The sequence below is a fragment of the Priestia sp. TRN 1309 genome (assembly GCF_050846875.1).
Lineage (GTDB): Bacteria > Bacillota > Bacilli > Bacillales > Bacillaceae_H > Priestia > Priestia zanthoxyli.
In genome coordinates, this window is record NZ_JBOZGM010000001.1 from 995,887 (window position 1) to 1,019,894 (window position 24,008).

At 37.1% G+C, this 24,008-nt stretch carries 30 protein-coding genes; 22 read left to right on the forward strand and 8 right to left on the reverse strand.

Annotated elements, in window-relative coordinates:
• Positions 1-173: 173 nt before the first annotated feature.
• Positions 174-434, reverse strand: a complete 261-nt coding sequence (locus tag ACRPLQ_RS05310; RefSeq protein WP_028414677.1) for an HPr family phosphocarrier protein — start codon at positions 432-434, stop codon at positions 174-176.
• 222 nt (positions 435-656) lie between these two features.
• Here ACRPLQ_RS05310 and ACRPLQ_RS05315 point away from each other — a divergent pair, with 222 nt between their 5' ends.
• Complete coding sequence (locus ACRPLQ_RS05315) at positions 657-1,388, forward strand: nucleotidyltransferase domain-containing protein (protein ID WP_432235756.1); 732 nt, start codon at positions 657-659, stop codon at positions 1,386-1,388.
• A gap of 75 nt (positions 1,389-1,463) precedes the next feature.
• Here ACRPLQ_RS05315 and ACRPLQ_RS05320 read toward each other — a convergent pair whose 3' ends face one another.
• Positions 1,464-2,207: an SDR family NAD(P)-dependent oxidoreductase gene (locus ACRPLQ_RS05320; protein ID WP_432235757.1), complete on the reverse strand. Its 744-nt coding sequence runs from the start codon at positions 2,205-2,207 to the stop codon at positions 1,464-1,466.
• A 117-nt stretch (positions 2,208-2,324) separates the two neighbouring features.
• On the opposite strand from ACRPLQ_RS05320, the gene ACRPLQ_RS05325 reads away from it, so the two are divergent.
• Positions 2,325-3,161 (forward strand): LysR family transcriptional regulator, encoded by an 837-nt coding sequence (locus ACRPLQ_RS05325; protein WP_432235758.1) that lies wholly within the window; start codon positions 2,325-2,327, stop codon positions 3,159-3,161.
• An 83-nt stretch (positions 3,162-3,244) separates the two neighbouring features.
• Here ACRPLQ_RS05325 and ACRPLQ_RS05330 read toward each other — a convergent pair whose 3' ends face one another.
• On the reverse strand, positions 3,245-3,574 hold the full coding sequence (locus ACRPLQ_RS05330; protein ID WP_165636383.1) for a four-helix bundle copper-binding protein: 330 nt from the start codon (positions 3,572-3,574) through the stop codon (positions 3,245-3,247).
• A 184-nt stretch (positions 3,575-3,758) separates the two neighbouring features.
• Between ACRPLQ_RS05330 and ACRPLQ_RS05335 the strand changes: the two genes are divergently transcribed.
• The 3 genes from ACRPLQ_RS05335 (at position 3,759) to ACRPLQ_RS05345 (ending at position 5,771) form a co-directional block, all read left to right on the forward strand.
• Positions 3,759-4,475 (forward strand): DUF4396 domain-containing protein, encoded by a 717-nt coding sequence (locus ACRPLQ_RS05335; protein ID WP_165636384.1) that lies wholly within the window; start codon positions 3,759-3,761, stop codon positions 4,473-4,475.
• A gap of 125 nt (positions 4,476-4,600) precedes the next feature.
• Complete coding sequence (locus ACRPLQ_RS05340) at positions 4,601-4,984, forward strand: DUF302 domain-containing protein (RefSeq protein ID WP_028414671.1); 384 nt, start codon at positions 4,601-4,603, stop codon at positions 4,982-4,984.
• A 175-nt stretch (positions 4,985-5,159) separates the two neighbouring features.
• Positions 5,160-5,771 (forward strand): DUF421 domain-containing protein, encoded by a 612-nt coding sequence (locus tag ACRPLQ_RS05345; RefSeq protein WP_301862249.1) that lies wholly within the window; start codon positions 5,160-5,162, stop codon positions 5,769-5,771.
• 62 nt (positions 5,772-5,833) lie between these two features.
• Here ACRPLQ_RS05345 and ACRPLQ_RS05350 read toward each other — a convergent pair whose 3' ends face one another.
• Positions 5,834-6,376, reverse strand: coding sequence for a recombinase family protein (locus tag ACRPLQ_RS05350; RefSeq protein ID WP_165636386.1), 543 nt, complete (start codon positions 6,374-6,376; stop codon positions 5,834-5,836).
• 232 nt (positions 6,377-6,608) lie between these two features.
• On the opposite strand from ACRPLQ_RS05350, the gene ACRPLQ_RS05355 reads away from it, so the two are divergent.
• The 13 genes from ACRPLQ_RS05355 (at position 6,609) to ACRPLQ_RS05415 (ending at position 15,778) form a co-directional block, all read left to right on the forward strand.
• On the forward strand, positions 6,609-6,812 hold the full coding sequence (locus ACRPLQ_RS05355; protein ID WP_028414668.1) for a helix-turn-helix domain-containing protein: 204 nt from the start codon (positions 6,609-6,611) through the stop codon (positions 6,810-6,812).
• A gap of 208 nt (positions 6,813-7,020) precedes the next feature.
• Positions 7,021-8,487 (forward strand): SulP family inorganic anion transporter, encoded by a 1,467-nt coding sequence (locus tag ACRPLQ_RS05360; protein ID WP_432235759.1) that lies wholly within the window; start codon positions 7,021-7,023, stop codon positions 8,485-8,487.
• 14 nt (positions 8,488-8,501) lie between these two features.
• Positions 8,502-8,909, forward strand: a complete 408-nt coding sequence (locus ACRPLQ_RS05365; protein ID WP_028409472.1) for a universal stress protein — start codon at positions 8,502-8,504, stop codon at positions 8,907-8,909.
• Positions 8,910-9,105: 196 nt separating this feature from the next.
• Positions 9,106-9,525, forward strand: coding sequence for a GNAT family N-acetyltransferase (locus tag ACRPLQ_RS05370; protein WP_165636388.1), 420 nt, complete (start codon positions 9,106-9,108; stop codon positions 9,523-9,525).
• Positions 9,526-9,716: 191 nt separating this feature from the next.
• Complete coding sequence (locus ACRPLQ_RS05375; RefSeq protein ID WP_432235760.1) at positions 9,717-10,274, forward strand: DUF2975 domain-containing protein; 558 nt, start codon at positions 9,717-9,719, stop codon at positions 10,272-10,274.
• A gap of 10 nt (positions 10,275-10,284) precedes the next feature.
• A complete protein-coding gene (locus ACRPLQ_RS05380) occupies positions 10,285-10,491 on the forward strand; it encodes a helix-turn-helix domain-containing protein (RefSeq protein WP_045290861.1) in 207 nt (68 codons plus the stop codon).
• 122 nt (positions 10,492-10,613) lie between these two features.
• Positions 10,614-10,925, forward strand: a complete 312-nt coding sequence (locus tag ACRPLQ_RS05385; protein ID WP_301862261.1) for a hypothetical protein — start codon at positions 10,614-10,616, stop codon at positions 10,923-10,925.
• A gap of 53 nt (positions 10,926-10,978) precedes the next feature.
• Positions 10,979-11,242, forward strand: coding sequence for a YesK family protein (locus ACRPLQ_RS05390; protein ID WP_154991944.1), 264 nt, complete (start codon positions 10,979-10,981; stop codon positions 11,240-11,242).
• Between the two features lie 63 nt (positions 11,243-11,305).
• Positions 11,306-12,031 (forward strand): ABC transporter ATP-binding protein, encoded by a 726-nt coding sequence (locus ACRPLQ_RS05395; RefSeq protein WP_432235761.1) that lies wholly within the window; start codon positions 11,306-11,308, stop codon positions 12,029-12,031.
• Positions 12,028-12,855, forward strand: a complete 828-nt coding sequence (locus tag ACRPLQ_RS05400; protein ID WP_432235762.1) for an ABC transporter permease subunit — start codon at positions 12,028-12,030, stop codon at positions 12,853-12,855. Before ACRPLQ_RS05395 ends, ACRPLQ_RS05400 begins: the two co-directional genes overlap by 4 nt.
• Positions 12,856-12,868: 13 nt before the next feature.
• Positions 12,869-13,642, forward strand: coding sequence for an ABC transporter permease (locus ACRPLQ_RS05405; protein WP_376185361.1), 774 nt, complete (start codon positions 12,869-12,871; stop codon positions 13,640-13,642).
• 7 nt (positions 13,643-13,649) lie between these two features.
• Positions 13,650-14,327, forward strand: a complete 678-nt coding sequence (locus tag ACRPLQ_RS05410) for a response regulator transcription factor (protein WP_432235763.1) — start codon at positions 13,650-13,652, stop codon at positions 14,325-14,327.
• Positions 14,315-15,778: a sensor histidine kinase gene (locus ACRPLQ_RS05415; protein ID WP_165636395.1), complete on the forward strand. Its 1,464-nt coding sequence runs from the start codon at positions 14,315-14,317 to the stop codon at positions 15,776-15,778. Before ACRPLQ_RS05410 ends, ACRPLQ_RS05415 begins: the two co-directional genes overlap by 13 nt.
• Before the next feature lie 234 nt (positions 15,779-16,012).
• On the opposite strand, the gene ACRPLQ_RS05420 is transcribed toward ACRPLQ_RS05415, so the two are convergent.
• Positions 16,013-16,879, reverse strand: a complete 867-nt coding sequence (locus ACRPLQ_RS05420; protein WP_432235764.1) for an alpha/beta fold hydrolase — start codon at positions 16,877-16,879, stop codon at positions 16,013-16,015.
• 257 nt (positions 16,880-17,136) lie between these two features.
• Here ACRPLQ_RS05420 and ACRPLQ_RS05425 point away from each other — a divergent pair, with 257 nt between their 5' ends.
• Entirely contained in the window at positions 17,137-18,594 is a 1,458-nt protein-coding gene (locus ACRPLQ_RS05425; RefSeq protein WP_432235765.1) for a S8 family serine peptidase, read from the forward strand.
• Positions 18,595-18,686: 92 nt separating this feature from the next.
• On the opposite strand, the gene ACRPLQ_RS05430 is transcribed toward ACRPLQ_RS05425, so the two are convergent.
• A complete protein-coding gene (locus ACRPLQ_RS05430) occupies positions 18,687-19,511 on the reverse strand; it encodes a hypothetical protein (protein WP_325078087.1) in 825 nt (274 codons plus the stop codon).
• 232 nt (positions 19,512-19,743) lie between these two features.
• Here ACRPLQ_RS05430 and ACRPLQ_RS05435 point away from each other — a divergent pair, with 232 nt between their 5' ends.
• A complete protein-coding gene (locus ACRPLQ_RS05435) occupies positions 19,744-20,070 on the forward strand; it encodes an antibiotic biosynthesis monooxygenase family protein (protein ID WP_432235766.1) in 327 nt (108 codons plus the stop codon).
• 431 nt (positions 20,071-20,501) lie between these two features.
• Here the strand turns inward: ACRPLQ_RS05435 and ACRPLQ_RS05440 are convergent, their stop codons facing one another.
• Positions 20,502-20,804 (reverse strand): hypothetical protein, encoded by a 303-nt coding sequence (locus ACRPLQ_RS05440; protein ID WP_432235767.1) that lies wholly within the window; start codon positions 20,802-20,804, stop codon positions 20,502-20,504.
• 189 nt (positions 20,805-20,993) lie between these two features.
• On the opposite strand from ACRPLQ_RS05440, the gene ACRPLQ_RS05445 reads away from it, so the two are divergent.
• A complete protein-coding gene (locus ACRPLQ_RS05445) occupies positions 20,994-22,058 on the forward strand; it encodes a beta-carotene 15,15'-monooxygenase (RefSeq protein WP_165636400.1) in 1,065 nt (354 codons plus the stop codon).
• A 152-nt stretch (positions 22,059-22,210) separates the two neighbouring features.
• Here ACRPLQ_RS05445 and ACRPLQ_RS05450 read toward each other — a convergent pair whose 3' ends face one another.
• Positions 22,211-22,594, reverse strand: coding sequence for a hypothetical protein (locus ACRPLQ_RS05450; protein ID WP_432235768.1), 384 nt, complete (start codon positions 22,592-22,594; stop codon positions 22,211-22,213).
• Between the two features lie 93 nt (positions 22,595-22,687).
• Between ACRPLQ_RS05450 and ACRPLQ_RS05455 the strand changes: the two genes are divergently transcribed.
• Positions 22,688-23,782 (forward strand): hypothetical protein, encoded by a 1,095-nt coding sequence (locus ACRPLQ_RS05455; protein ID WP_165636401.1) that lies wholly within the window; start codon positions 22,688-22,690, stop codon positions 23,780-23,782.
• Positions 23,783-24,008: the final 226 nt, after the last annotated feature.

The following is a 24,008-nucleotide window of genomic DNA, read 5'->3' on the forward strand; positions in this document are numbered from 1 at the left end:
TTAAACATAACCAGTTGCTACTAAACGTGCATTCACTGACTACGCTTGATGTATTTAAAAACTACAATACTAGCTTAAACGTTAAAGTCGACTTTAAAGCAAGAGTTTTTTGAAAAAAATTTCGTTCTATGACTTTATGAAAAAAGGAAAGGAAGGAATAGCATGGCAGCTTTCTATCTATGTTTAGTTAAAAGAAATTCTTCAAGGGTGCGAGCGGCAGCTTGTTCATCAACTCCATTTGTCAGCAGTGTTATTTCATCTCCTTTCTTAACAGCCAAAGCCATTACCTTCATGATGCTTTTTCCACTTACACATTTTCCATCTTTCGCAAGAAAAATATCACTTTGAAACGAACACGCTTCGCGTACAAACAAAGCTGTATGTCTAGCTAGAAGTCCACCGGAAAGTTGCACCGTTATTCTTTTAATTAGCATAGTGTTTCCCCTTTTTTGTATTTTAAAAACTATAAAACTAGCTTAAACGTTAAAGTTAACTTTAAGGCAAGGGGGAATTTGGATAAAAGAGTCATTTAAATGACGGTAACTAAAAGTAAATACAGTAGACATGTTCAGAAAGGTTAAATAAGAACTTATTGTTAAAGGAATTTCCACGTTCTAACCAGAAAAACAATATATATCATTTTCTGGAGGAATACGATGAAAGAGCTAAAAAGGTTAGAACCGCTGCAAGCAGCTACACAATTTATTTCTAAGCATTATCCTAATTGTCAAGGCGCATTACTCGCCGGAAGCGTAGTAAGAGGAGAGGCTACACACACGTCTGACCTTGATCTTGTTATTTTTGATGATGATTTTCCTTCTTCTTTTAGAGAGTCACTCATTGAATTTGGATGGGCCATTGAAGTTTTTGCTCATAATTTGACTTCATACCAAGCCTTTTTTAAAAGCGACTGTAAGAGGGCTAGACCTTCACTGCCAAGAATGATTTCCGAGGGAATTATTTTAGCGGATAAAGGAGTAATCCAGTCTATAAAAAAAGAAGCGAAACAATTACTAGAAAAAGGCCCGGAAAAATGGTCGGAAGAGACGATTATCTTAAAAAGATATTTTATAAGTGATGCCTTGGATGATTTAATCGGTTCTTCAAATACAGGTGAAGCCCTTTTTATTGCCAACACGCTCGCTTATATAACGCATGAATTTGTGTTAAGAACAAACGGTCATTGGATTGGGGATTCTAAATGGATTGTCCGGTCTTTGAATCACTATAATGAACGATTTAGTAAAGAGTTTGTGGAGGCATTCGAAATCTTTTATAAAACAGGGAGTAAAGATAAAGTGATTCAACTGGTTGATAAAGTGTTAGAACCATACGGAGGCAGGCTGTTTGAAGGATTTTCACTGGAGAAAGAGAGAGCCAATCAGTAGCATAGTGCTTATTATAACCCCACTACTATTTCTTGCTAGTAGTGGGGGGTGTTTTTTAGGAATATTTTCATATACTTAAAGAGTTTGTCCGTTATCAATCGTAAACACTTGGCCCGTCACGGACTTTTGTTTTAACTGAAAAAGAATAGCATCTGCGATATCTTCAGAAGAAGAAATGCGCTGAAGAGGCAGATTTCCTGCAAGCTGATACATTTTATCTTCGTTGCCAGACCACCACCTTGTGTCGACTGCACCAGGAGAGATGCAGTTTACTCGAATATGGGGGGCTAAGGCAATCGCTAACGACTTCGTCATCGTATGAATCGCTGCTTTTGTTGCTGCATAGGGAATGGAAGAGCCAATTCCAGTTGTGCCGGCAACACTTCCTACATTAACAATCGCTCCTGACTTTTGTTTTTTCATATGTGGAACGGCTGCTTTTACACAGTGAAACATGCCTTTTACGTTTATATCATATAAAGAGTCCCATACGTCATCCGTTGCAGACTCTAAGTCATGCATCGGGATTTGAGCAGTAATACTAGCGTTATTCACTAATCCATCTAACCGTCCGAATTGTGCAATCGTTTGATGAATCATTTCATTCACTTCATTCTCGTTGGCTACATTCGCTTTAAAAGCAAAAGCCATACTTCCTTTTTCTAAAATTTCTTCCACAGCTTTTTTAGCTTCCTTTTCTGAGTTGCTGTAGTTTATCACAAGTTTCGCGCCCATGTCAGCTAGCTTTAAAGCCGTTGCTTTGCCTACACCAGTGCCTCCGCCTGTGATAATAAATACTTTATTTTTAAAATCGTTCATTTCTATAAACCTTCCTTTCTCTCAACATCTTTTATTATATCTTCGATGAAAAAAAGGATATAATAGGTAATACTAAGAGAGGTATCATTTAAAATGATATCAGCGGAGGAATTGAAATTGGAAAGCCAAGACTTACGAATTTTCAAATGTGTGGCAGAAACAAAATCACTATCAAAAGCCGCCGAGGTATTAGGATATGTTCAACCGCATATCAGCCAGCGCATAAAAAAATTAGAGGAAGAGTTAGATACTAAATTACTGACACGCACAAATAGAGGAGTCACGTTAACGGATGAAGGGGAAGCTTTGTTTAACTATGCCCAGCGTATTCTACGTTTAATGGAGGAAGCTAAAGCAGAAGTTAATCCGAATAAGTTTAGAACATCTTTAATTATTGGTGCTTCGCAGACAGTTTCTGCTAGTAAAGTTCCAGCTTTATTTTCGTCTTTTTTGAAAGAACATCGGGATATTGAAGTTAAAATCAAAACAGATAGAAAACAAGTCTTGCAAGAAATGCTTTCGTACGGGGAAATTGATGGACTTTTTCTTAGCGGTACCTATAACGGGGCTCAGTTTGAAAGAGTTTATCACTATGCAGAAAAAATGGTGCTTATCTCATCTCTATATGAAGCTAGAGAAGAAAAAGACCAACCAACGCTGCTCATTAATAGTGATGCGAACTGCATCTATAGAAACAGACTATTAGCGTTTTCAAAGGAACATCATATACCCAGCATCATGGAATTTGATTCATTAGAAGCTATTTTACAAGGCGTCCGCGATGGACTAGGTATAAGTGTAGTCCCGGCTAGCGTAGTAAATTCTCGTGGTGATATGAAAAGAATTGAATACCAAGAGCTTGCAGAAGACGTTCAAATTGATTTTATAGTAAAGAAAGGGAAGCAGCGCTCGCAAAGTCTTAAAAAGTTTATTCGTTTTTTAGAAAGCCTATAGATTCTCTCCTCCCGTATCACTAAAAAGAACCCTTAATGCCTGAAATGCGCTTCAAGGGTTCTAGCTTTCTTATGTTCCAAAGATTAGGCAGCTAATTTTCTACATTCATCCGCGCATTTCAAGCAAGCCTCTGCACATCTTTGACAGTGATCGTGATCGTGTTTCTTACACTCATTTCCGCATTTTTCGCAAATTTCGGCGCAAACTCCAGCCAGTTCAGCAACGAAAGGCGTTCCTCTTTCTAAAGCTTGTTCCAAATATCCGCACATATCTGCACACTCTCTGTCAAAGCGAATACAGTCCACCATCATACCCACATTTTCTTCTTTTAAGCAAGCATCAAAACATTGGTTGCAGGCACTCATACATTCATGCAGCGTTTGAATAACAGTTTGATAATTTTCGTTAGACATTGTCAAATTCCTCCTTATTTTTTCTTCTCCCTATTACATTAGACTATCGTTTAGTTTATTAAACCTAATAAAAGATAACAGTATTGTAAAACTTATTAAGTAATGAGCAGTTTCTCTTTTTTACGTTTAGATATAGGGGTAGAGGGTATGTAGGTGATAGATAAATCTTAAAGGAGTGTAGCACATGAGCTGGCTAGAAATACTTTCTTATATAGCTATTACAATCGGAATTATTCAATTTTTAGTTATTACAATCGACGTGATCAAGCATCCGCAGATGATGTTTGTGATGAATATTGTGTGGCCTATCACCGGGCTATATTTTCCTGTCGTCGGGATATGGTTTTACTTTAAATTAGGTCGTAAAGATCGAAAAAAACACGATCATGCTCATCATTCCTCTGATCATATGCATGATAACCATGAGGGGCATCATCACGAGCACCATCATAGTGAGAAGCCTTTTTGGCAAAGTGTTTTTGTATCTACGACCCACTGCAGCAGCGGGTGCTCGGTCGGAGATTTAATTGGCGCACCAATCGTATTTTTAACGGGATGGACGATTGCCGGAAGCGTACTTTTTGCAGATTACGTAGTGGAATTTATACTTGCTTATATAGCGGGAATTGCTTTTCAATACTACGGCATGAGTATGAAAGATAATAGCTCAAAAGAGGAGCTGAAAAACGCGGTGAAAGCAGATACATGGTCGCTTATTGCGTTTGAAATAGGGATGTTCGGCTGGATGGCTTTATCACATTATGTCTTTTTTACAGAAGCACCGAAACCAGACAGCGCGGTCTTTTGGTTTATGATGCAAATCGCCATGATCATTGGCTTTTGTACAAGCTATCCAGCGAACTGGGTACTTGTTAAAAAAGGGGTAAAGCATGCGATGTAGATTTTATTTGGAGCTGCTGCCGTTGATATTCTATAGATTTAAACTTTAAGGATGGGGCAGAATAACATGAACTTCAAGTTTCGTAGAAGAAAGGAATTCATTCTAACTTAACAGGAGGAGATTGGATGTTTGATTACACGGTAAAAACCTCGAAAAGCCTAGAAGAAGCGATTAGTTCTCTAGAAGAAAACTTAAAAAGCGAAGGGTTCGGTGTGTTGTGGAATTTCGATTTAACTGCAAAGCTACAGGAAAAAGGGCAGGATTTTCATACACCGTTTACAGTATTAGAAGTGTGTAATCCGAAAGAAGCTCAGCGTGTTCTTTCGCAAAATCTTTTAGTAGGATATTTTCTCCCTTGTAAAATGGTTGTATATCAAGATGAAAGTGAAACAAAGATTGGCATGCCTAGGCCTACGGCTATGATTAATATGCTTCATAATGAAGAGCTCCAAACACTAGCAGAAGACATCGAAACAAGATTAATACGCTGCATTGATCAATCTGTATAAGTCCTGTGATTCCGAGAAAGAAAATAACAAAACAAAAAGATACCTTTACGTAAGGTATCTTTTTGTTTTCTAACTTTATTAGGGTATGAGGAGTGGAAACGAAATTTTTGATACATGAATAATTTGCTTTCAGATGCCTAATCTAAAAGCAGACTGTAATAAAAAGGATGATATTATGAATTTTATTTGGCAATCTGTAATCTTGATTTTATCGGGAATATTATTACTAAGAATAGCGGGGAGGAAATCGATTGCTCAAATGACGCTCGCTCAGACGGTCGTTATGATTTCCTTAGGTACCATCATTGTACAACCTATTGTTGAGAAAAGTATGCTAAAAGCCATTGGCGGGGCAGCTATTTTTGTTCTTGCTATTTTAGTTTTAGAGTACTTACAATTAAAATTTAATGGGTTTGAAAAATTTCTGACAGGTAAATCTAAAATCGTTATAAATAATGGTCAATTAGATACTAAGCAGCTTAAAAAATTACGTTTAACCGCCGATCAATTAGAAATGAGATTACGAAATGCAGGCATATCAAACATAAAAGATGTTAAAACCGCCACAATTGAACCAAATGGACAGTTAGGATACGAACTTCAAGAGGATGCAAAACCTTTGACTGTAGGTGACTTTAAACAGTTGATGGAATTATATATGTCATCTTTTTCTCAAACCAGCGCGCCTGCGCAAGATTTACATAACAAAGTGTCGTCTAAACCTTCTTCAGATATATTTGAAGAAATTAATCACCATTCTAAACCGAATCCTAAATACCTTCAGTGATATAGTCACTAAAAAAAGACGGCCTTTTTACCGAATAAAAGGACGTCTTTTTTACATCTGCTTTAGTTATCTAAGTAACGGTACAAAGTCGTCTTGCTTATACCTGTAGCTTCTGTAATTTGAGCAATCGTATAGTTTTTACTCCAGTACATATCAAGCGCTCGGTGGACGTTATAGTCAGGTTTTTTTGGCCGGCCGCCGCTTTTTCCTTTTGATTTTGCTTCTTGAAGACCGGCTTTTGTGCGTTCACTGATGACGTCATGTTGAAATTCACCAATACGTTTAATGGTACTGAAAAAGGCTTTTCCTTGTTCGGTGGATGTATCAACGTCATCCAAAATCGATACAAAGTGAATATGATTATCTGAAAGATATTCAATTAATTCAATGAGGTGCCGAGTGGAGTCTGCAATGCAGTAAAATTTATATACAACGACTGTATCGCCTGGCTGAAGTGAAACTACCATCTCATCGAATTCTACTCTTTTTTTTATGGAATTTGTTTTTTCATGATAAATTTTATCGCAATTAAAAGGCTGCAACGCCTGTAACTGTTTGTCCAAGTTTTCATCTTCGCTATATGGACGGGTATAACCAATAATCACTACACCATCTCCTGCATGGATTGTTTATTTATATTTACCTATTGTACCAAATTCCTTCCACTCATAACATTTCTTTTCAGTATAGAAAGAAGTATAGTTCCAAAAAAGATCGTTTTTGGAACAAAAAGTGATAGACATTTTGGTTTAGGTCTGCTAGAGTTTTAGTTGTTAACAACGTCTCGGCTTCTATGAGAGTTGGAAGCCACTTATATAAAAAAAGCGAGGTGACAATATGGATAAAGACACCATCAAATTGATTCGGAAAAGCTACAATTTGAATCAGCGGAATTTCGCTGAAAGAGTAAACTGCAGTTTTTCACTCATTGCATTAGTGGAAGTTGGGAAGAGGAGGATTACAGAGGACTTAGAAAATAAAGTGAAAGAAGCGTTTGGATTAAATGAGGAAAAAATAAAGAAGCTGACTTCATCGTTTTAATAAACGTGTTTCATGTACGTAAATATAATACTTGAGGAAGATGGGATATGTTGGGCTGTTTTCACTCATTTTTTTATGCATTGAAAGTACCATAAACGTTCCATTTAGGTTCTATTTATTTTCTATTTTACTACTTTTATAGTTCAAAATCTAGACGAGCGTACAGTAAACGTTTATGACTATAGAGAGAAAGGTGTTTTTAGTTATCATGTTCAATAAATTAAAAATGGAGTGGTTTGGCAACGTGAAAGGAGATATTCTTTCAGGTATTGTCGTAGCACTTGCGCTCATCCCTGAAGCTATTGCTTTTTCCATTATTGCCGGAGTAGATCCGATGGTGGGCTTACACGCATCTTTTTGTATCGCCGTTGTGATGGCCTTTGTAGGAGGGCGTCCTGCGATGATTTCTGCAGCTACCGGCGCGATGGCCCTGCTGATGGTGACACTCGTAAAAGAGCATGGAATGGAGTATTTATGGGCAACGACTATTTTAACGGGTGTGATTCAACTTCTGTTTGGCATCTTTAAAATTGCTCGCTTTATGAAATTCATTCCTCGATCCGTGATGGTAGGATTTGTGAATGCATTAGCGATTTTAATTTTTATGGCACAAGTTCCGCATTTTGTAGGAATCTCAACGATGACGTATGTGTTTGTGGCGTTAACTCTTGTTATTATTTACGTTTTACCGCGCTTTACAAAAGCAGTGCCTTCGCCATTAGTAGCGATTGTCGTCATGACAATTGTAGCTATTTTTGGAGGATTTAATTTGCGTACAGTAGGAGACTTAGGAGAAATTACAAAATCACTGCCGGTGTTTTCTATTCCTAACGTTCCTTGGAATATGGAAACACTGTCTATCATTTTTCCAACAGCGCTAGGATTATCTATTGTCGGATTAACGGAATCGCTGCTAACGGCATCGATTGTGGATGATATGACAGATACGTCTAGTAATAAAAACCAAGAAAGCAGAGGGCAAGGAATTGCGAACATGGTCGTTGGTTTCTTTGGCGGCATGGCTGGCTGTGCGATGATCGGTCAAACCGTTATTAATGTAAAATCAGGCGGACGCGGTCGTTTATCAACGTTTGTAGCGGGGATATTTCTCATGTTTCTCATCTTGGTGCTAGGGGACTGGGTTGTTAAAATCCCAATGGCTGCACTAGCCGGGGTCATGATTATGGTATCCATCGGAACATTCGACTGGTCTTCGCTTCGTACATTAACGAAAGTTCCTTTAACAGATACCGTTGTGATGCTTGTTACGGTGATTACGGTTGTAGCAACGCATGATTTATCAAAAGGAGTTATTGCGGGTGTTATTTTAAGTGCAGTGTTCTTTGCGGCTAAAATTTCAAAGCTAGACGTATCAGCAAAAGAATCCGAACATCGAACAGTTTACGAAGTAAAAGGTCAGCTGTTCTTTGCCTCTGTAGAAGACTTTGTTAACTCGTTTTCGTTTACAGAAAAACAAGATTTAATTTTAATTGATTTTTCAGAAGCGCATATTTGGGATGACTCAGCCGTAGCGGCTATTGATAAAGTCGTATTAAAGTTAAAAGAACAAACGTCTGCTGAAGTGAAGCTGACAGGTTTAAATGATGTAAGTGAGGAGCTGCTTCAAAGGTTAGCGACTTACAACAAGTCAAATGCAAGAGCATCAGCTCATTGATAGGGGGACAATGAATGTATCAAAAAATCTTGTTAGCTGTAGATGGATCAGAACATTCAAAAAGAGCCGCGGAGCATGCGATACAAGTTGCTTCTTTCATACCGCAATCAAAAGTAGAAATTATTTCGGTTATTGACTTATCAAAGGCGAAAACCGAAATTTTACACGGAGAGTTGAAACAAAAAAGACAGCAAGCGCTCGAAGAAATAAAGAGCTGCTTTGAAAAGAAGCAGATAGCGCATCAGCTTAAAATAGAACGCGGCGACCCGGGGCCAACCATTGTAGCCTACGCCAATAAAAACAACTTTGATCTGGTGGTAATAGGAAGCCGAGGCTTAAATTCTCTTCAAGAAATGGTGCTAGGCAGCGTCAGTCATAAAGTAGCTAAACGAGTACACTGTCCGGTTATGATTATTAAGTAAACGAACGTAGTTATTGTAGGTGCAAATCGCAGATGATTTGTACCTTTTTTGCGGTTAAATATAGAAGTTAACGTTTATAAATCATCACTGACATGTATGATGCTTTTTATCGTATACACATACTCGTAATAATCTACCAAGGACTTTTGTTTTTGAAAAAAGAAATAGTTTATAAAAAATAAAAGGAGTAGATTCTATGAAAATTTCCTTTTCACATTCTATAGAAAACGTTGAGTGGTCGAGAATGAAAGAAATTTATCACTCGGTAGGATGGACGAACCATAATGAAGAAAAAATTAAAAAAGTATTTCAATCAAGCAACGTAGTAGCTATTGCTTATGATGAAGATAACATAGCAGGGTTTGGCAGAGCTCTTTCAGACGGGGTGTTTAATGCTGCGATTTATGATGTTGTGATTGATGAGCACTATCAGAACAAAGGAATTGGCCAGCAAATTATAGAAAATCTGCTGGCTCAGCTTGACGATATTTCCTGCATTCACCTTGTTTCCACAGCGGGTAATGAAGAGTTTTATAAAAAAGCAGGATTTCGTAAAATGAAAACCGGAATGGCTCGTTATTTAAATCCTTCTTTAGCGGAAGAATATTTAGAATAAGCTATGGCTAAGACTGCTGTTTATATAAATTAAGTCTATATGTCATTACAATAGAATCTCTTATTTTTATCTAAAACGACTATTATTTATCAAAAAAAATATAAAATTTATTGTTTTTCGATAAATAATCATTGATTTCCTTATATATACATGGTAAATTAATCCTAACAACAGTTATGGAGGATGTTTACATGAAACGAACAAATGGTTATCGAATTCTTTTTTATCTGGTCAACACTTTATTTTGGTTTAATATTTTTGTAGCAGGTATTATGGGAATAATGGTTATTTACCTTCAGTTTGACGACTCGATCTTACAGAACTCATCTTTTAATTTATCATTAGGAAAAGGATTGTTTGATGTTAAGCTGAACGAAATTCCGGATACAACATTAGTCCAAATTTGGATTGTAGCCTTATTGATTTCTTGTTTTTTATCGATTGCAATGCTTTGGAATTTTAAAGTATTATTTAAAAATGCAGCTAAGGGAATTATCTTTGTTTCAAGCAACACAAAAGCTATTTTTGCAACAGGTATTATCTTTTTAATAGGATCGTTTGCGGCTGGAATTCCCAAGTTTTTTATTGCTGCTAAATTAGCTCCTTTATTAAATCTTAAACATGGAACTATTACTATTTCGTACTCAATAGATGGTATTCTGTTTATAGCAGCCGTTTTTATCCTTCTTTTAGGGGCATTCTTTAAAAAAGCAGTTGCAATTGCCCAGGAAAGTGAACTTACTATATAGGAGGTCAGAGATGATTAGAGTCAATTTAGACGTCATGATGGCCAAAAGGAAAATATCTTTAAATGAGCTAGCAGATCGAGTTGGGATTACCAAAAGCAATCTCTCTATCTTAAAAACTGAAAAAGCGAAGGCCATACGCTTCACTACGCTGGAAGCCATTTGTGAAGTGCTAGACTGTCAGCCAGGGGACATTTTAGAATATGTACCAGATGAATAAAAAAAGAGGACGTAGATAAAATCTATGTCCTCTTTTTCTTTCTGGTGTTGAGAATTTATAATTTGTATATTTCAATTTAGTACTATATGGTATTATTTTCTTTAGTTAGGAGGGTATTTGAAATGAGTGTTTCCAAAGAAAATAAGCCGATTTTATTAACCGTTATTTTGCTGGCAGCTGCGTTTGTAGTGTTTTTTGCGAATCGGATATTCCCATCAAATTCAATTTTTCCAAGTAGAAGCGGTGATTTGACTATTCCGCTGTGGCTGTTTTTTGCCATAGACGTTGGTTTTATTGTGGCGTTAGTTTTAGGAGTTCGAACGAAAAAGCAGAGGGTTGTGTGGTTTAGCATTATCGCAAACAGCATCTTTTTTGTGTTGCTTTCTGCTTTGATGTTTTTATTAGCGATTGCAAATGGAATTTCTGAGCCGTAAGTTTATTATTTTTATTATAGGTGAATGATTAGGATTTAGAGAGGTTGATAGATATGATGATAGGCGGTCCTTTACTGATTGCCCTGCTGCCAGGTGTACTTATACTCATGTTAACTTGGCTATTCAGAAAAATGAAATGGAACAAGGTCATTAGAATGATTCCTTCCATGCTAACCGTTATTGCTGCCGCTGTTCTTCTTTATATTGGCTATGTAGAGGTAAGAGGCTTTGAAGGCGCTAGCTATTTGTTTTTATCTGTATTTTTGCTTTTATTCGCAGTGGTATCCTATATCTTAGCTAAAAAACCTGTACAATAATTTTTATAAACTTTATAAATTCTTTATAAATCCCTCCTATACTACGTGTAGGGGGGATTTAAGATGAAAAATATTATTTTAGAGGTAAAGAGCGTTTCAAAAAAAGTGAGACGTCGTCACTTAGTAAAAGAAGTATCGTTTCAAATTGAGGAAGGAGAAATATGCGGACTGCTAGGGCCAAACGGAGCTGGTAAAACGACGTTAATTCGTTTATTGACGGGGTTGATTAAACCAACCGGTGGAGAAGTTTTTATTACTAATAAACCTATTGTTTCACAAAGAAAAGAAGCACTGCAAAGCGTTGGTGCAATTGTAGAGTCACCCATCTTTTTTCCTTATATGACGGGAAAAGAAAACCTGACAAACTTAGCTCGACTGCATCCATTTTCGACGAAACAAGAAAGGCAGCAAAAAGTGAAAGAAGTGCTTGATATTGTGGGATTAACCGGCAGAGAAAATGATAAAGTTCGAACGTATTCTCTTGGGATGAAGCAAAGACTCGGTATTGCTCAAGCCCTCCTAGGAGACCCGGACTTATTAATACTAGATGAGCCAGCCAACGGCTTAGATCCAATGGGCGTACGTGAACTGCGCGAGCTGCTTTTTACCTTAAAATGTGACTATAACAAAACGATTCTAATCTCTAGTCATTTACTGGATGAATTACAGCGAGTATGTGATCAAATTGTGGTGATGAGAGAAGGAGAGCTAATGTGGGACGGCGCTTTAGATCAGTTAGCATCCGGTAAAAATCTTGAAGATGCGTTTGTAGAGCTGGTGTCGCAATGAAGGAGCTGTTAGTAGCGGAGTGGGAAAGACTTTGGAAACGAAAAGTGGCGTGGCTGACCTTTTTATTAGTTCCTGTTGTGCTGTTAGTTGCTTCTTCTTATCTCCAAAAACAAAATGGAGCACTCACAGTCGATTTACCACAGTATACGTTTGCGGGAAACTTCCCTGTACTGAGCTTAGCCGAAATGTTATTTACCGTTTTTAATGCCATGTTCTTAGTTTTTATTACACTCGTTGTTACTGAAGAGTACCGGTCAGGACAGCTGCGAATGGTCATGATCCGCTCGTATTCGTTTAAAGAAATCATCCTCGCAAAAGCCATAGCGCTTCTGCTGTTTAATTTACTGTTTTTTATCACGTATTTTTGTATGAGCTATGTAATAGGGTTTCTAATGTTTGAACACCCGCAAAGCTACTTTGTATTTTATCACAGCCATGTCTTCAACATAAAAGAAGCGCTAGTATATAATCTTGCATTCTATGGGTATGCCTATTTAACGACGATTGCAATATGCTGTGTGCTGTTTTTTATCTCTGTTATCAGCAAAACGACTACTACGGCTGTTGGAATTGGGGTTGCTTTTATACTAATATCATTTTCGTATCCTACTTTATTAAGAGGGTTTAGGCAGTGGATGAGTGAAGAGCTCTTTGGACAGCTTTTTTTTACTTCCGTACCGATGATTCAATGGCAGGGCATTACAGTCATGATGGCAGAAAACCCGCAGTTTGTAGGGTGGAATGTCGGCGTTTTAGGTTTTTATATTTTATTTTTTGGCGGTTTAACGTATGTAGCTATTCGAAAAAAAGAATCGTTTCTATAAAAGGAGAGAAGACATGATGACAGGACTTTTTGTCAGTGAATTAGAGCGAACGTTTAAACGGAAAAAGACAGCAGTGATACTAGGTGTGTACATAGGATTACTTGCTTTTAGTTGGTTCTTTTTCTTTCAAAGGGGAGGCATTTCATTTTTTGATGCGGCTCATGACGTAAAAATTGATTCTTTAAATTCAGCACCACTGCTTCTTCGAGACCTATCGTTTGTGATTACGTTTATTGTTATTCCTATGTTTGTGGCAGATAGTTTTAACGGCGAGTATACGTCGGGAGCGCTGCGCATGGTACTAATTCGACCGCATCATCGTTTGAAGCTGTTTTTTGTAAAGTGGACCGTTCAATGTTTACTAGTTTTTATTATTCTTTGTATTACGTGGGTAGTGGGGACATGCCTTGGGAAAATGGTTATGCCTCATGTAAATGAAACCACATTTTTAGGCGGACATACGCTAGGGACTTTAGGGGCGTTACTATATTCGTTGAAATTTTACGGCATTTGTTTTTGCATCTTTATAGCAGTTATTAGTATCGGGAGTATCCTGAGTGTTCTTATGCCTAATTCCATTTTATCTTACGTCGCAACCATTGGTGCTTTAATTGGAAGTGTGTATGTGTCAGATAAACTAAGCTTCTTTTTCTCCGTAACCGATTCTGTTTTTCATGAATTAAGCAGACCAAACTCTGAATTTTTAGTGAACCTATTATTTCCAATTTTACTTATTAGCCTTATAATAAACCTATTCGTATGGAAAAAGAAGGAATGGGTAGGGTGAGATGGAGATGAAGCAAACAATTTTACTAGTGGACGACGAAAAAGACATTATTTCCTTTATGAAAGATGCGCTCCAAGATCAAGGGTATGAGGTGGTGTTTGCTTACGAAGGGCAAGAAGCGTTAACAAAGTTAAAAATAAATCCAGACTTAATTGTGCTGGATGTGATGATGCCAGGCATGGACGGCTTTGCACTTTGTGAAATGATCCGAAAAAGCATATCATGCCCCATTATCTTTTTAAGCGCTAAACAAACGGAGCAGGACCGAGTAAAAGGACTATTAGTGGGTGGAGATGATTACTTAGTTAAGCCTTTTAGCATGAAAGAACTAAAAGCCCGCATTTACGCCCATCTGCGCCGGGAGCAGAGAATTAACAGTAACTCCTATAACAGGCTTCACTTTGGAGAGTTAACCATTGATTTAAATGGCTATCAAATTTTACATAGCAATGAAGTGATTCCGTTTACTTCAAGAGAATTTGAGATGATTCATTTCCTTGCTCTTCATCCAGGTCAGGTTTTTACACGTGAGCAGCTGTATGAAAAAGTGTGGGGCTACGACGCGGAAGGAGATTCGTCTACGATTACAGAACACGTGAAAAAAATTAGAGCAAAACTATTAAAATATGACGAAACGCCTTACATCTCAACCGTTTGGGGCATTGGCTACAAATGGGTAAAATAAAAAAATGGATGAACCGAGCAACATTAAAAGCGCAGTTTGTGTTATCGTTTCATTTGATCTTGGTGTACAGCCTGCTTGCGACGCTTTTAACGTGGGGCATTGTGATTGCAGTAAACTGGTTTCTTATGCCCGGAGCACTGAATCCCGCAAATTATTATGAAAAACAAATTCCTGATATTCTTCAGTTCGTAAAAGAAAAAGAAGATGCGCTCCTTTCAAAAGATGCTAAAAACCAAGTAGAAGCGGTGATTCCGCTAGAAGGAATGGATTATCAAATTATAAATAAAAAAGGGCAAATTGTGTATGGGTCCATGTCCACTTCATACATAAAAAATAAACGGGATTTTTACTCTCAGGTCAATACCAATATCCGCTCAGGTAAATATATTATAAAAGTTTATCCGCTTTTTAATTCAAAAGACGAAGTAAACGGGGCGATTGCGCTAAGATATCAATTAAATATGGCTTCTGCTAATCCGAATATTAAATGGATCGTTGCGCTTGTCACATTTGTATCGCTAGCCAGCCCGTTTCTTTACTTTTATTTGTTTGCTTATTTGTTTGGAAGACGATTTAGCAAAAAAATTGAACGGCCTTTTAATGAGCTGATGACCGCAGCTAAAAATATTCAGCATAATAATTTAGATTTTTCGCTGTCCGTCACTCAAGACGCCAAAGAATTAAGTCAGCTGCTTCATGCCTTTGAAGAAATGCGAAAAGAATTAAAGCAATCGTTAGCTAAACAGTGGCAGCTAGAAGAAGACCGCAAAGATATGACGGCTGCGATTGCGCATGATTTACGAACGCCTCTTACGATTATTCATGGACATACGGAAATTTTAGTAGAAGGAAGCAAAAGAGACCCGGAGAGGCTTAATCGATATTTACATACGATCTACACAAATACACAGCGTTCGATTCAACTGTTAAATCAGCTGCAAGAAGTATCTGTGATCGAAAATCCGGGCTTTACTGTAAAAAGTGAGCCAATTGATATAATTTCATTTGTTCACGAGAAAGCAGACGAGTTTCAGCTTTTATGTCAAAAAAAAGAGATTGCCTTTTTATCTTCGGTTAGTGAAACAGAAGCATCAAGTCAATTTTACGGAGATCCTCAGCGTATTTCTCAAGTGCTAGATAATATCATTACAAACTGTATTCGCTATACGCCTGAACGAGGGGAGATAGGGTGGAATACCGTCATTCATCATAACGAAGTAATCTTTGAAATACATGATACGGGTCCCGGTTTTGCGTTATCGAACAAAGAGCAGGTGTTTAAAAAGTTTTACAGAGAAGATGCGTCGAGAACAAGCGGCCACGGAAACTTAGGGCTAGGTCTTTATATTGCTCATTCCATTGTGAAAAACCACGGAGGAAGCATCACGGTCGATAATAAAGAGACGGGAGGGGCATTATTTAAGATTGTTCTTCCGATAAGGAAAGAGTAAATGCGTAAAAAAAGAACCCTCAAAAAAGAGAGTTCCAAAAAGGGTAAGTAAGAAAGAAATGTACATGTTCCTTTGGGGGGACTGCATCTGTACAGTAAAATTTATACCCGGTATGCACTTGTTAAAACGTTGAAAAATAAACCAATCATGTAAAAAATAGATGAAATCAGCTTTTAGCATTTAAAAAAAGACTGCAAAACGGCGGTATACCGTATTCTGCAGTCTTTCTCTCGTTTATTTGCTTAAAAACTCTCTCATAAATTCATTCACTTTTTCTGGCTGCTCATGTTGAGGAGCATGTCCTACACCATCTAAGCGGTGAATCGTTACGTTTGGAACGTACTCTTCAATTCCATCTAAATTACTATTTTCAAACGCTTCGTCCGCATTTCCCCATACAATTAAAGTTGGAGATTCGAATACTTTATGCGGCAGTGCTACAGGTTTATGAACGCGCTCTTCAAACGGGTAATGTGAAGACGCACGGTAGTAGTTAAGCATGGATTTCATTGCATTCGGCTGGTTCCACGCCTCTACGTATTTAGCTTCTTCTTCTTTTGTTAAATAGCCTTTTTTGATACCGGGCTCCGTTAGCATGTTTCTTAATTTTTCACTATGATTTGCAAGTAGCTCATCCTGAGAGTTTGGCTTTTGGAAAAAGCTCATATAGCTGCTTGCTTCTCGTTGAGCAGGATTTTCAGCAAGCTCTCTTATAAATGTGTAAGGGTGCGGTGCATCAAACATCACTAACTTTTTGACATACTGCGGATATGTATAAGCAAATGCCCATGCTACAGCGCCGCCCCAATCATGCGCCACTAGCACACACTCTTTTTCACCAAATGCTTCAATTAGTTGCTTTACATCTTCCATTAGAATGGGCATGCTGTAAGAAGAAATTTCTTCTGGCTTATCTGATAAGTTATAGCCTCGCATATCTACAGCTACCACGCGATAATCTTTCGAAAACTCTTCTAACTGATGGTGCCACGTGTACCAAAAGTAAGGGAATCCGTGTAAAAACAGCATAAGCTCGCCTTCACCTTTTGTTACATAATGAAGATTTACATCATTTACTTTTACATAACCGTCTTTAAACATCTTACTCATCCTTTCGCTTTTAACCTTTATTATAGAAAAACTTTACTCTTTATTAGTTGATGTATCAAACAATAAGGTTTCCTTACGCGGTAAATGAGCTATAAAGCTCTCTTAAAACCCTTATTTTGGTTATTATTTGTGAAATATAACCCCAGTTTTATTTTGAATAATCCTAATCTATTAGAAAAACTTGGAATTTAAAAGAGTATGTAATAAGATAGTATATGATAAATATTTCCATATATAGGAGGAGACATATGCAAAAGAAAATTCTACATACGGTGCTTTCACTGGCAGTAGGAGCAGGAATATTTGCTGTTGGCGGAGTTCCTACTCAAGCTAAGAGTCAAGATCAAAAGGTAAGTAACACATACACAATCGCTTTTAAAAATGGATTGCCAGACAACTATCAAGAGATTATTCAAAAAGCTGGTGGCAAAGTGACTAAAGCGCTTCCTGAAGTAGGAGGGATAGAAGCTCAATCTGAACAGGCTTCTTTTCTTAATAATTTAAAAGGGAATTCTTCGATCGAAGCTGCTAATAGGGAAATTCCTCTAAGCTTGGACAAAACATCAGGTAGTCCTTATAACTATCAGTCTAATATTATCAGTTCACAGAATGCAGATAATTATTGGGACTCTCAGTGGGATATTCAACGAGTGACAAATGGCGGAAAATCTTATGATGTAGAAACAGGCGGATATAAAAATAAAGACGGTAGTACAACTCATAAAGCAGTGGTGGGAGTAATTGATACGGGTATTGATGCATCTCATCCTGATTTAAAAAATAATATACTAGGTGGACGTAATCTTGTTCCGGCTGGAATGGACGAATCTGAAACTGGAGATCCCGCAGATATAAAAGATCGCAATGGACACGGTACGCATGTTGCCGGGATCATTGGAGCGAATGGAAAAGTAAAAGGAGTAGGACCAGAACTTGGAATACGTTCTTATCGCGTACTGTATTCAGAGCAAGCTCTTGGAATGCCTGCTTGGATTATAGACGGAATTATTGCCGCAACCAATGATAAAGTCGATGTGATTAATATGTCTCTTCGTTTCTATAATAATAACAAGATGACTATTGAAGGAGAAAGCTATAAATCAATTGCGGAAACACTGCTTTGGAAAAGAGCCATTCAGTACGCCGTGAAAAATGGCGTAACGGTCGTAGCCGGTAGTGGAAACGAAAGTTTAAATTTAGATAATAAAAAGGAAGTAAACGACTTTTTAAATACCTTGTATGAACCATATGGTATAAGTGTCAAAGGGCCAGCAACTGTCGTACCGGCGCAAATGCCAGGAGTAATTAATGTTTCGGCTTCCACAAAATGGTCGACTCAGCAGCTTGCTTTCTACTCTAATTATGGAAACAGCGCCATTGACGTGGCGGCTCCAGGAGGAGATTTCGGAAAGAAATATGCAAAAACTAATGATCCTGCAACAGCTGATCCAAACAATTTAATCCTAAGTACATGGCCGACTTATTTAGGGACTTCCTATGAGTTAAACGCCGGTACTTCCATGGCAACTCCTCAAGTAGCTGGAATTGCAGGAGTTCTTAAAGCAGCTCATCCTGAGTATAAACCTGCTCAAGTAACAGCACGTATTAAGCAAACAGCTGTTGACTACGGAAAAAAAGGACACGACGCTTTATTTGGTTCAGGAGAAGCAAATGCTTATAGAGCGTTAGAAGATATAAAGAATTAGTACTTGTAATGGATACAGTAAAAAGTCTCCCTAAAACATTGCTTTTAGGGAGACTTTTTTGAAAAATTATCATCTTGAGCATTAGTGCTTTCTTAAAAATCACCGGCCTTGGCAATTCCTAAATTAGATTCAAAGTCAGTAATGTACACACAGGCATTTGTATATTTATCATAGGAATTATAGCGAAAGTTTCTGCTTATATTATAATCTCCACTTATAGGTTTATAGGATTGAATCGATTTAATTTGATCGTTAAGAGATAAATCAAAATTATGAGTGGCTTTTTTTAATTGTTCGAGCTGGAGCTTGGTGAAACTATCGCGGTGCTTTTGGATTTCGTCTTGCATGAGCTCTATTTTATATTTAGATGTGGTGTTGATATGATTAATCGCAGGCCCCATATCTTTTTTTATTTGTGCTTCGGAAGAATGAAAGTGTTTATCATCAAATGAGTCTAACACGTTACTGCTTTCTTCCGAAGTTTTTGTTGCATCTATAACGTCATGCATATTGTTCATGAGCGTAACTTCATAGATCGTCTTGCTTGAATTGAATTTTTTATAGGATGTTACATACTCTTTTTCTGTTAAAGTATCTACGTCTTTTGCTAAGTGGGCTATGCTTTTTTTTAGCTCGCTATCACTTTGTGTTTCTACTTTTGACGTACTATTAATAGACGCAGACAGCAGGTTAAAATCATTTTTGTAGCTTTGAAACGTTTTATCTTCTATCTTTCCGTCATTATTAATTAAGCGTTCGGACTCGTTTTGCAGAAATTTCAGCTCTATGGCCAGCTCTTTTTTTGCCTCGCTTCCATCTATGCTCTCATTGTTTGAAGTTGTGTGACTGCACCCCATTAATCCAAGCGCCAAAGCTATCGTAATGGTCCCAGTTGTTATCTTGCTTATGTTCCTCATGTTGAAACTCCATTTCTCTTTGTTTATTACTTACTTATAAAGACTATATCATATAAATGGAATATTTATCTTTATATACTATTAAATGTTACATTTTGTATAGGTAAACTTAAAAAAGTATTATAATGGAATTTATAAAAATAGTACTAAAAGAAGATAAAGGTAATAGAAAAATTAATTATGCATTTATACTTTTTTACTATTAATATGACGTCTAAAGGAGGAAATCAATATGAGTGGAATTGCTAAAACCCCCGAACCGCCTTATTATGCCGTTATTTTTGCTTCTGAAAGAACGGAAGGCGAGAAGGGTTACGGAATCATGGCAGACAAAATGGTAGAGCTTGCATCTAATCAAAAAGGCTTTTTAGGAATAGAAAGTGCCAGAGATCAAGACTTAGGCATTACCATTTCGTACGGGGATTCTTTAGAATCAATCAAAATGTGGAAAGAAAACTCAGCCCACCGTGCAGCCCAGCACAAAGGAAAAACAGAATGGTATCAAACGTTTTCGCTTAGAGTGTGCAAAGTGGAAAGGCATAGCTTTTTTAAGATGTAGAGCGTATATGCTTAATTGCTTTAAAAAGGGGAGAAGCCGCTATGTTTTATGGCGTTATAGGATTTATAGCCGTTTTTATCACTTTGTGTTCGATAGAAGCAAAGCTAAGAACGATTGTTAAACAAAATGATCGAGTGATTGAATTACTTGAGAAACAGAATAGAGAGTAAGAAAACGCTAATGAACTCACCGTTTATAGTGTCATCTCCTGAGTTTAGTTAAGGGAGATGTTTTATTTTAAGAGTGCATAAAAAAAACCTCAGTAGGAGGTCTAGTTATTACTTTTTAAAAAAGCACTTATAACAAGCTCACTTACTGTCGTATGTCATCTAGAGGCTGTATTAAAAGCTAATTATAAGGTAAGGTTATATCTATCGTTTCACCAGGAAAGACGAGCTGAACTTCTTTATTTGTTACTTATGATCGTTCAATTAATCACCGTATTTTTTTCTGTAGGTAAGAAACGTTATCAAATATATAACTGAAATCATCGTTAGAAATATTAGCGGCGAAATGCCAATGCCATCATAAGAACTTTTCCCTTGAAAAGTCCGATAAATGGACTCTATAACTTCTAAAATCAGCATACCTATAACTACCACAAATGCGTATGATTGAGCCTTCGTGCTGATAAACTTCTTCCTTTCATCACCTTTTCGAGAAGATGATGTAACAAAAATCAAAATACCGCAAACTAACAGGATGAATGAATACACAATTCTAACCCAATCCATTCTTACTCCTCCTTACAATAAATGTAAAACTTTTTTTACATTGTAAATTATTTGTATAGAAGAATTGGTAAATAAAAAATGATTTTATAACACAATGTCACGCTACAAAGTGACTTAAATCAACTCCATTGGTAAAATGGAAGTAACAGGAATTTTTGTGTTTCACCAACTAAAAGTGAGGTGGGTTATTTGGTTCTTCATAAAAAAACGGTGTCTCTGGTCGCTCTTTTTTTACTGCTGTTAGTAATAAGTTCAAATTACGTGTTATATCATTCTTCTTTTGGACTTCAGTCGTTGCCTGGTAATTTCAACGGAGTAGTAGTAGGTTCTATTTTAGACTTAAGCCTTGTGGCTCCGCTCTTATTTCTAGCTTGGCAGCGTAAGTTCAGTCTAAAATACTTTATTGTATTAATGGCTACAGGCCTTATTGCTGCGCGTTTTATCATTCCGAGTGAATACTTGGCTTCTTTTCAGTCGGTTATGTGGCTAGGAGTTGGCATAGAAGGACTACTTATTTTGTTTGAACTTTCACTGCTATTTATGCTAGTCAAAAACGTACCGCCTATTTTAAGAAGGATCAAATCAAGCTCTTTACCGCTGTTATTTTCCTTTTCACGGGCTGTAAACGAAAAGTTCTCCAAACAACCGTTTATACACGTACTGTGTTCAGAAATGCTGATGTTTTACTATGTGTTTGGAACGTGGAAGAAGCAGCCGAGTACTGAAGAGAATACGTTTACTCTGTATAAACGCTCAAGTTTTATCACATTTCAAATTATGATTATTCACGCGATTGTTATTGAAACATTAGGACTTCACTGGCTGCTGCACAATACGTCTATAATTCTTTCAATCGTTTTACTGATCCTTAATATTTATAGCATTATTTTCTTTATAGGAGATATTCAAGCATTAAGGCTTAACCCTTTACGAGTGGAAGAGGATCGCATATACATTTCGTTTGGTTTAGCTAAGCGTATGGAAATCTCTTTTAAAGATATTGAAGAAATAATAGAAGACACTCACATCCTGAAACAAAAAATACCCAGCACCACGATTGAATTTATCGCACGCGATTTTGAAACCGTTCATCCTGATCTTTTACTAACATTAAAATCTCCAGTAGAGGCGACGCTTTTTATGGGAATTAAAAAGAAATACCAGCAGGTCGCCATTCGCGTAGATGATCCACATGCGTTTAAGAAAATAGTCAAAGAACGTTTGGAGAAAGCTAAGCGGGATGAGCTGATCTAGAATTCTAGAAAGATAAGACCTTATAGAGATATCTATAAGGTCTTTTTGCTACTCATTATTGTAATAGTGAAATATGAAAAGAACTTTAAATAGTATTTATATATATAATAGGTCATTCTTCTTGAAAATGGACGAGCACACAGACAAAAAATTCAGATTTTAATATAAATATAGTATGTTACGAATAAAGGAGGTAAATTCTTTGTCTTCATGTGGAAATAAGATTGTTCTTGCTGTCCTCGAACACCGAAAACATCCATCACGTTGGTCTCCGCTTCACCCACTGTATGTACGTTAAACACTGGAAATAATTCAACGGTTCTTTCAGGACAAGTACTTATTAATAGTAGACCTGTTGCTGAAGCAGTAGTCGAATTTTCCATTACACCTAACTTGGGTAGCGTAATTCCTCTTGCTACGCTTACTAACTCTTCAGGTAATTTTACAGCTGTATTTCTGTCTAATGACGGTCCCGGAGTGATTATTGTTAAGGCTACAGTTCTTAAGTGTAGTGAAGCAACTGCTAGTATGCCCATTTCTATTATTCAGTGTTCGTAAGCATTCTTATGTACCCCTTTCATTGTGATAAGCATAAGCTGTATATAGTCTTGTGAAAGGGTGAAATAAAAATGAAGCGTCGAACACATTATAAAAAAACAGTACATGATAGTACTGCCGGTTCATCTTATTATAAATCTCATTTAGTTCAAAGTTCATCTTATCATTCTTCTGATTCTTCAAGTAGGAAAAAAAGTTGTTCATCTTGTCATTCTGATCCTTGTTGTTGTTTCAAAGGCGAAAAAACGACTATTACATTAGCTGCTGACCAATATACAGTATGTACCCAAGATCAGGGAAACAACACGTTATTTCTTTCAGGTCAAGTGCTGGTTGATGGAAAACCTGCTGCTGGGGTAATCGTTGAATTCTCCGTGAATCCTAGTCTCGCCACTATCATTCCTCTTGCTACGCTTACTAATTCTTCAGGTAACTTTACAGCTGTGTTTGTAGCCAATGATGGTCCTGGAGTGGTTCTTCTTACTGCAAAGGTTCTCGGTTGTGATGAAGCAACTGCGAGTGTCCCTATTTCTATTGTTAATTGCCAGTCTTCTTCTGCCAACGTGAATATAGGAGCTACTCCATCTACAGTATGTACTGTGGGTACAGGTAGTAATATTTCGACTGTTTCAGGTCAAGTACTGGTAAATGGGACTGCTACTGCAGGAGTAAAAGTTAATTTATCAGTAAACAATCCTAATCTCGGTGTTTTAAATACTTCTACCGTAACAACGGATGCTTCAGGTAAATTTTCCGCAACATTTACAGCAACGAGTGAAACAGGAACTGTAAACATAACGGCCTCTCTTCCTGAATTTTCAGGAGCAACAGCTAATACCTCTATTTCCATTAACAATTGTAGGTCTACAGCTAGTGTTACGTTAGCAGCTAGTCCACCTGAAATATGTAACGAAAGGGGCACTTCAAACCTTTCAGGTCAAGTGTTAGTAAATGGTATCCCTACTGAAGGAGTAGAGGTTGATTTATCAGTAAGTGATCCTAAGCTTGGTAGTGTGACTCCTTCTGTAGTGACAACGGATGCTTCAGGTAAATTTTCCGCAACATTTACAGCAACGGACGAATCAGGAACTGTAATCATTAAAGCTCTTCTTCCAAAATTTTCTGAAACAACGACCACTACATCGGTTAGAATTGATGATTGCTAAAAGAAAAGCTATTTATACTAGATCTTTGTGATAGGAGTCTTTTGTCTGGAAATAGTAATATTAATAATGAATCTTTAAAGTATCAATCTATATATATAAATTGAACAATTGAGAGATTTACAGCTTGGAATCTGTATCATAAAGGCAACCCATTATCTAAAGAAATGTAGAAAATAGGACAGGTGATGTTGTGTTGCCAAGGAGTTTTTAAGGCCTGAACGTAATA

Excerpts from the sequence above, each read along its gene's own strand:
- ACRPLQ_RS05335 (WP_165636384.1), top strand. The coding sequence starts at position 3,759 with ATGAGCTGGCTAGAAATACTTTCTTATATAGCTATTACAATCGGAATT.
- ACRPLQ_RS05390 (WP_154991944.1), top strand. The coding sequence starts at position 10,979 with ATGATGATAGGCGGTCCTTTACTGATTGCCCTGCTGCCAGGTGTACTT.
- ACRPLQ_RS05455 (WP_165636401.1), top strand. The coding sequence starts at position 22,688 with ATGAAGCGTCGAACACATTATAAAAAAACAGTACATGATAGTACTGCC.
- ACRPLQ_RS05415 (WP_165636395.1), top strand. The coding sequence starts at position 14,315 with ATGGGTAAAATAAAAAAATGGATGAACCGAGCAACATTAAAAGCGCAG.
- ACRPLQ_RS05380 (WP_045290861.1), top strand. The coding sequence starts at position 10,285 with ATGATTAGAGTCAATTTAGACGTCATGATGGCCAAAAGGAAAATATCT.
- ACRPLQ_RS05375 (WP_432235760.1), top strand. The coding sequence starts at position 9,717 with ATGAAACGAACAAATGGTTATCGAATTCTTTTTTATCTGGTCAACACT.
- ACRPLQ_RS05405 (WP_376185361.1), top strand. The coding sequence starts at position 12,869 with ATGATGACAGGACTTTTTGTCAGTGAATTAGAGCGAACGTTTAAACGG.
- ACRPLQ_RS05320 (WP_432235757.1), bottom strand. The coding sequence starts at position 2,207 with ATGAACGATTTTAAAAATAAAGTATTTATTATCACAGGCGGAGGCACT.
- ACRPLQ_RS05310 (WP_028414677.1), bottom strand. The coding sequence starts at position 434 with ATGCTAATTAAAAGAATAACGGTGCAACTTTCCGGTGGACTTCTAGCT.
- ACRPLQ_RS05420 (WP_432235764.1), bottom strand. The coding sequence starts at position 16,879 with ATGTTTAAAGACGGTTATGTAAAAGTAAATGATGTAAATCTTCATTAT.
- ACRPLQ_RS05400 (WP_432235762.1), top strand. The coding sequence starts at position 12,028 with ATGAAGGAGCTGTTAGTAGCGGAGTGGGAAAGACTTTGGAAACGAAAA.
- ACRPLQ_RS05450 (WP_432235768.1), bottom strand. The coding sequence starts at position 22,594 with ATGGGCATACTAGCAGTTGCTTCACTACACTTAAGAACTGTAGCCTTA.
- ACRPLQ_RS05360 (WP_432235759.1), top strand. The coding sequence starts at position 7,021 with ATGTTCAATAAATTAAAAATGGAGTGGTTTGGCAACGTGAAAGGAGAT.
- ACRPLQ_RS05425 (WP_432235765.1), top strand. The coding sequence starts at position 17,137 with ATGCAAAAGAAAATTCTACATACGGTGCTTTCACTGGCAGTAGGAGCA.
- ACRPLQ_RS05315 (WP_432235756.1), top strand. The coding sequence starts at position 657 with ATGAAAGAGCTAAAAAGGTTAGAACCGCTGCAAGCAGCTACACAATTT.
- ACRPLQ_RS05410 (WP_432235763.1), top strand. The coding sequence starts at position 13,650 with ATGAAGCAAACAATTTTACTAGTGGACGACGAAAAAGACATTATTTCC.
- ACRPLQ_RS05365 (WP_028409472.1), top strand. The coding sequence starts at position 8,502 with ATGTATCAAAAAATCTTGTTAGCTGTAGATGGATCAGAACATTCAAAA.
- ACRPLQ_RS05430 (WP_325078087.1), bottom strand. The coding sequence starts at position 19,511 with ATGAGGAACATAAGCAAGATAACAACTGGGACCATTACGATAGCTTTG.
- ACRPLQ_RS05340 (WP_028414671.1), top strand. The coding sequence starts at position 4,601 with ATGTTTGATTACACGGTAAAAACCTCGAAAAGCCTAGAAGAAGCGATT.
- ACRPLQ_RS05330 (WP_165636383.1), bottom strand. The coding sequence starts at position 3,574 with ATGTCTAACGAAAATTATCAAACTGTTATTCAAACGCTGCATGAATGT.
- ACRPLQ_RS05435 (WP_432235766.1), top strand. The coding sequence starts at position 19,744 with ATGAGTGGAATTGCTAAAACCCCCGAACCGCCTTATTATGCCGTTATT.
- ACRPLQ_RS05345 (WP_301862249.1), top strand. The coding sequence starts at position 5,160 with ATGAATTTTATTTGGCAATCTGTAATCTTGATTTTATCGGGAATATTA.
- ACRPLQ_RS05440 (WP_432235767.1), bottom strand. The coding sequence starts at position 20,804 with ATGGATTGGGTTAGAATTGTGTATTCATTCATCCTGTTAGTTTGCGGT.
- ACRPLQ_RS05355 (WP_028414668.1), top strand. The coding sequence starts at position 6,609 with ATGGATAAAGACACCATCAAATTGATTCGGAAAAGCTACAATTTGAAT.
- ACRPLQ_RS05370 (WP_165636388.1), top strand. The coding sequence starts at position 9,106 with ATGAAAATTTCCTTTTCACATTCTATAGAAAACGTTGAGTGGTCGAGA.
- ACRPLQ_RS05385 (WP_301862261.1), top strand. The coding sequence starts at position 10,614 with ATGAGTGTTTCCAAAGAAAATAAGCCGATTTTATTAACCGTTATTTTG.
- ACRPLQ_RS05395 (WP_432235761.1), top strand. The coding sequence starts at position 11,306 with ATGAAAAATATTATTTTAGAGGTAAAGAGCGTTTCAAAAAAAGTGAGA.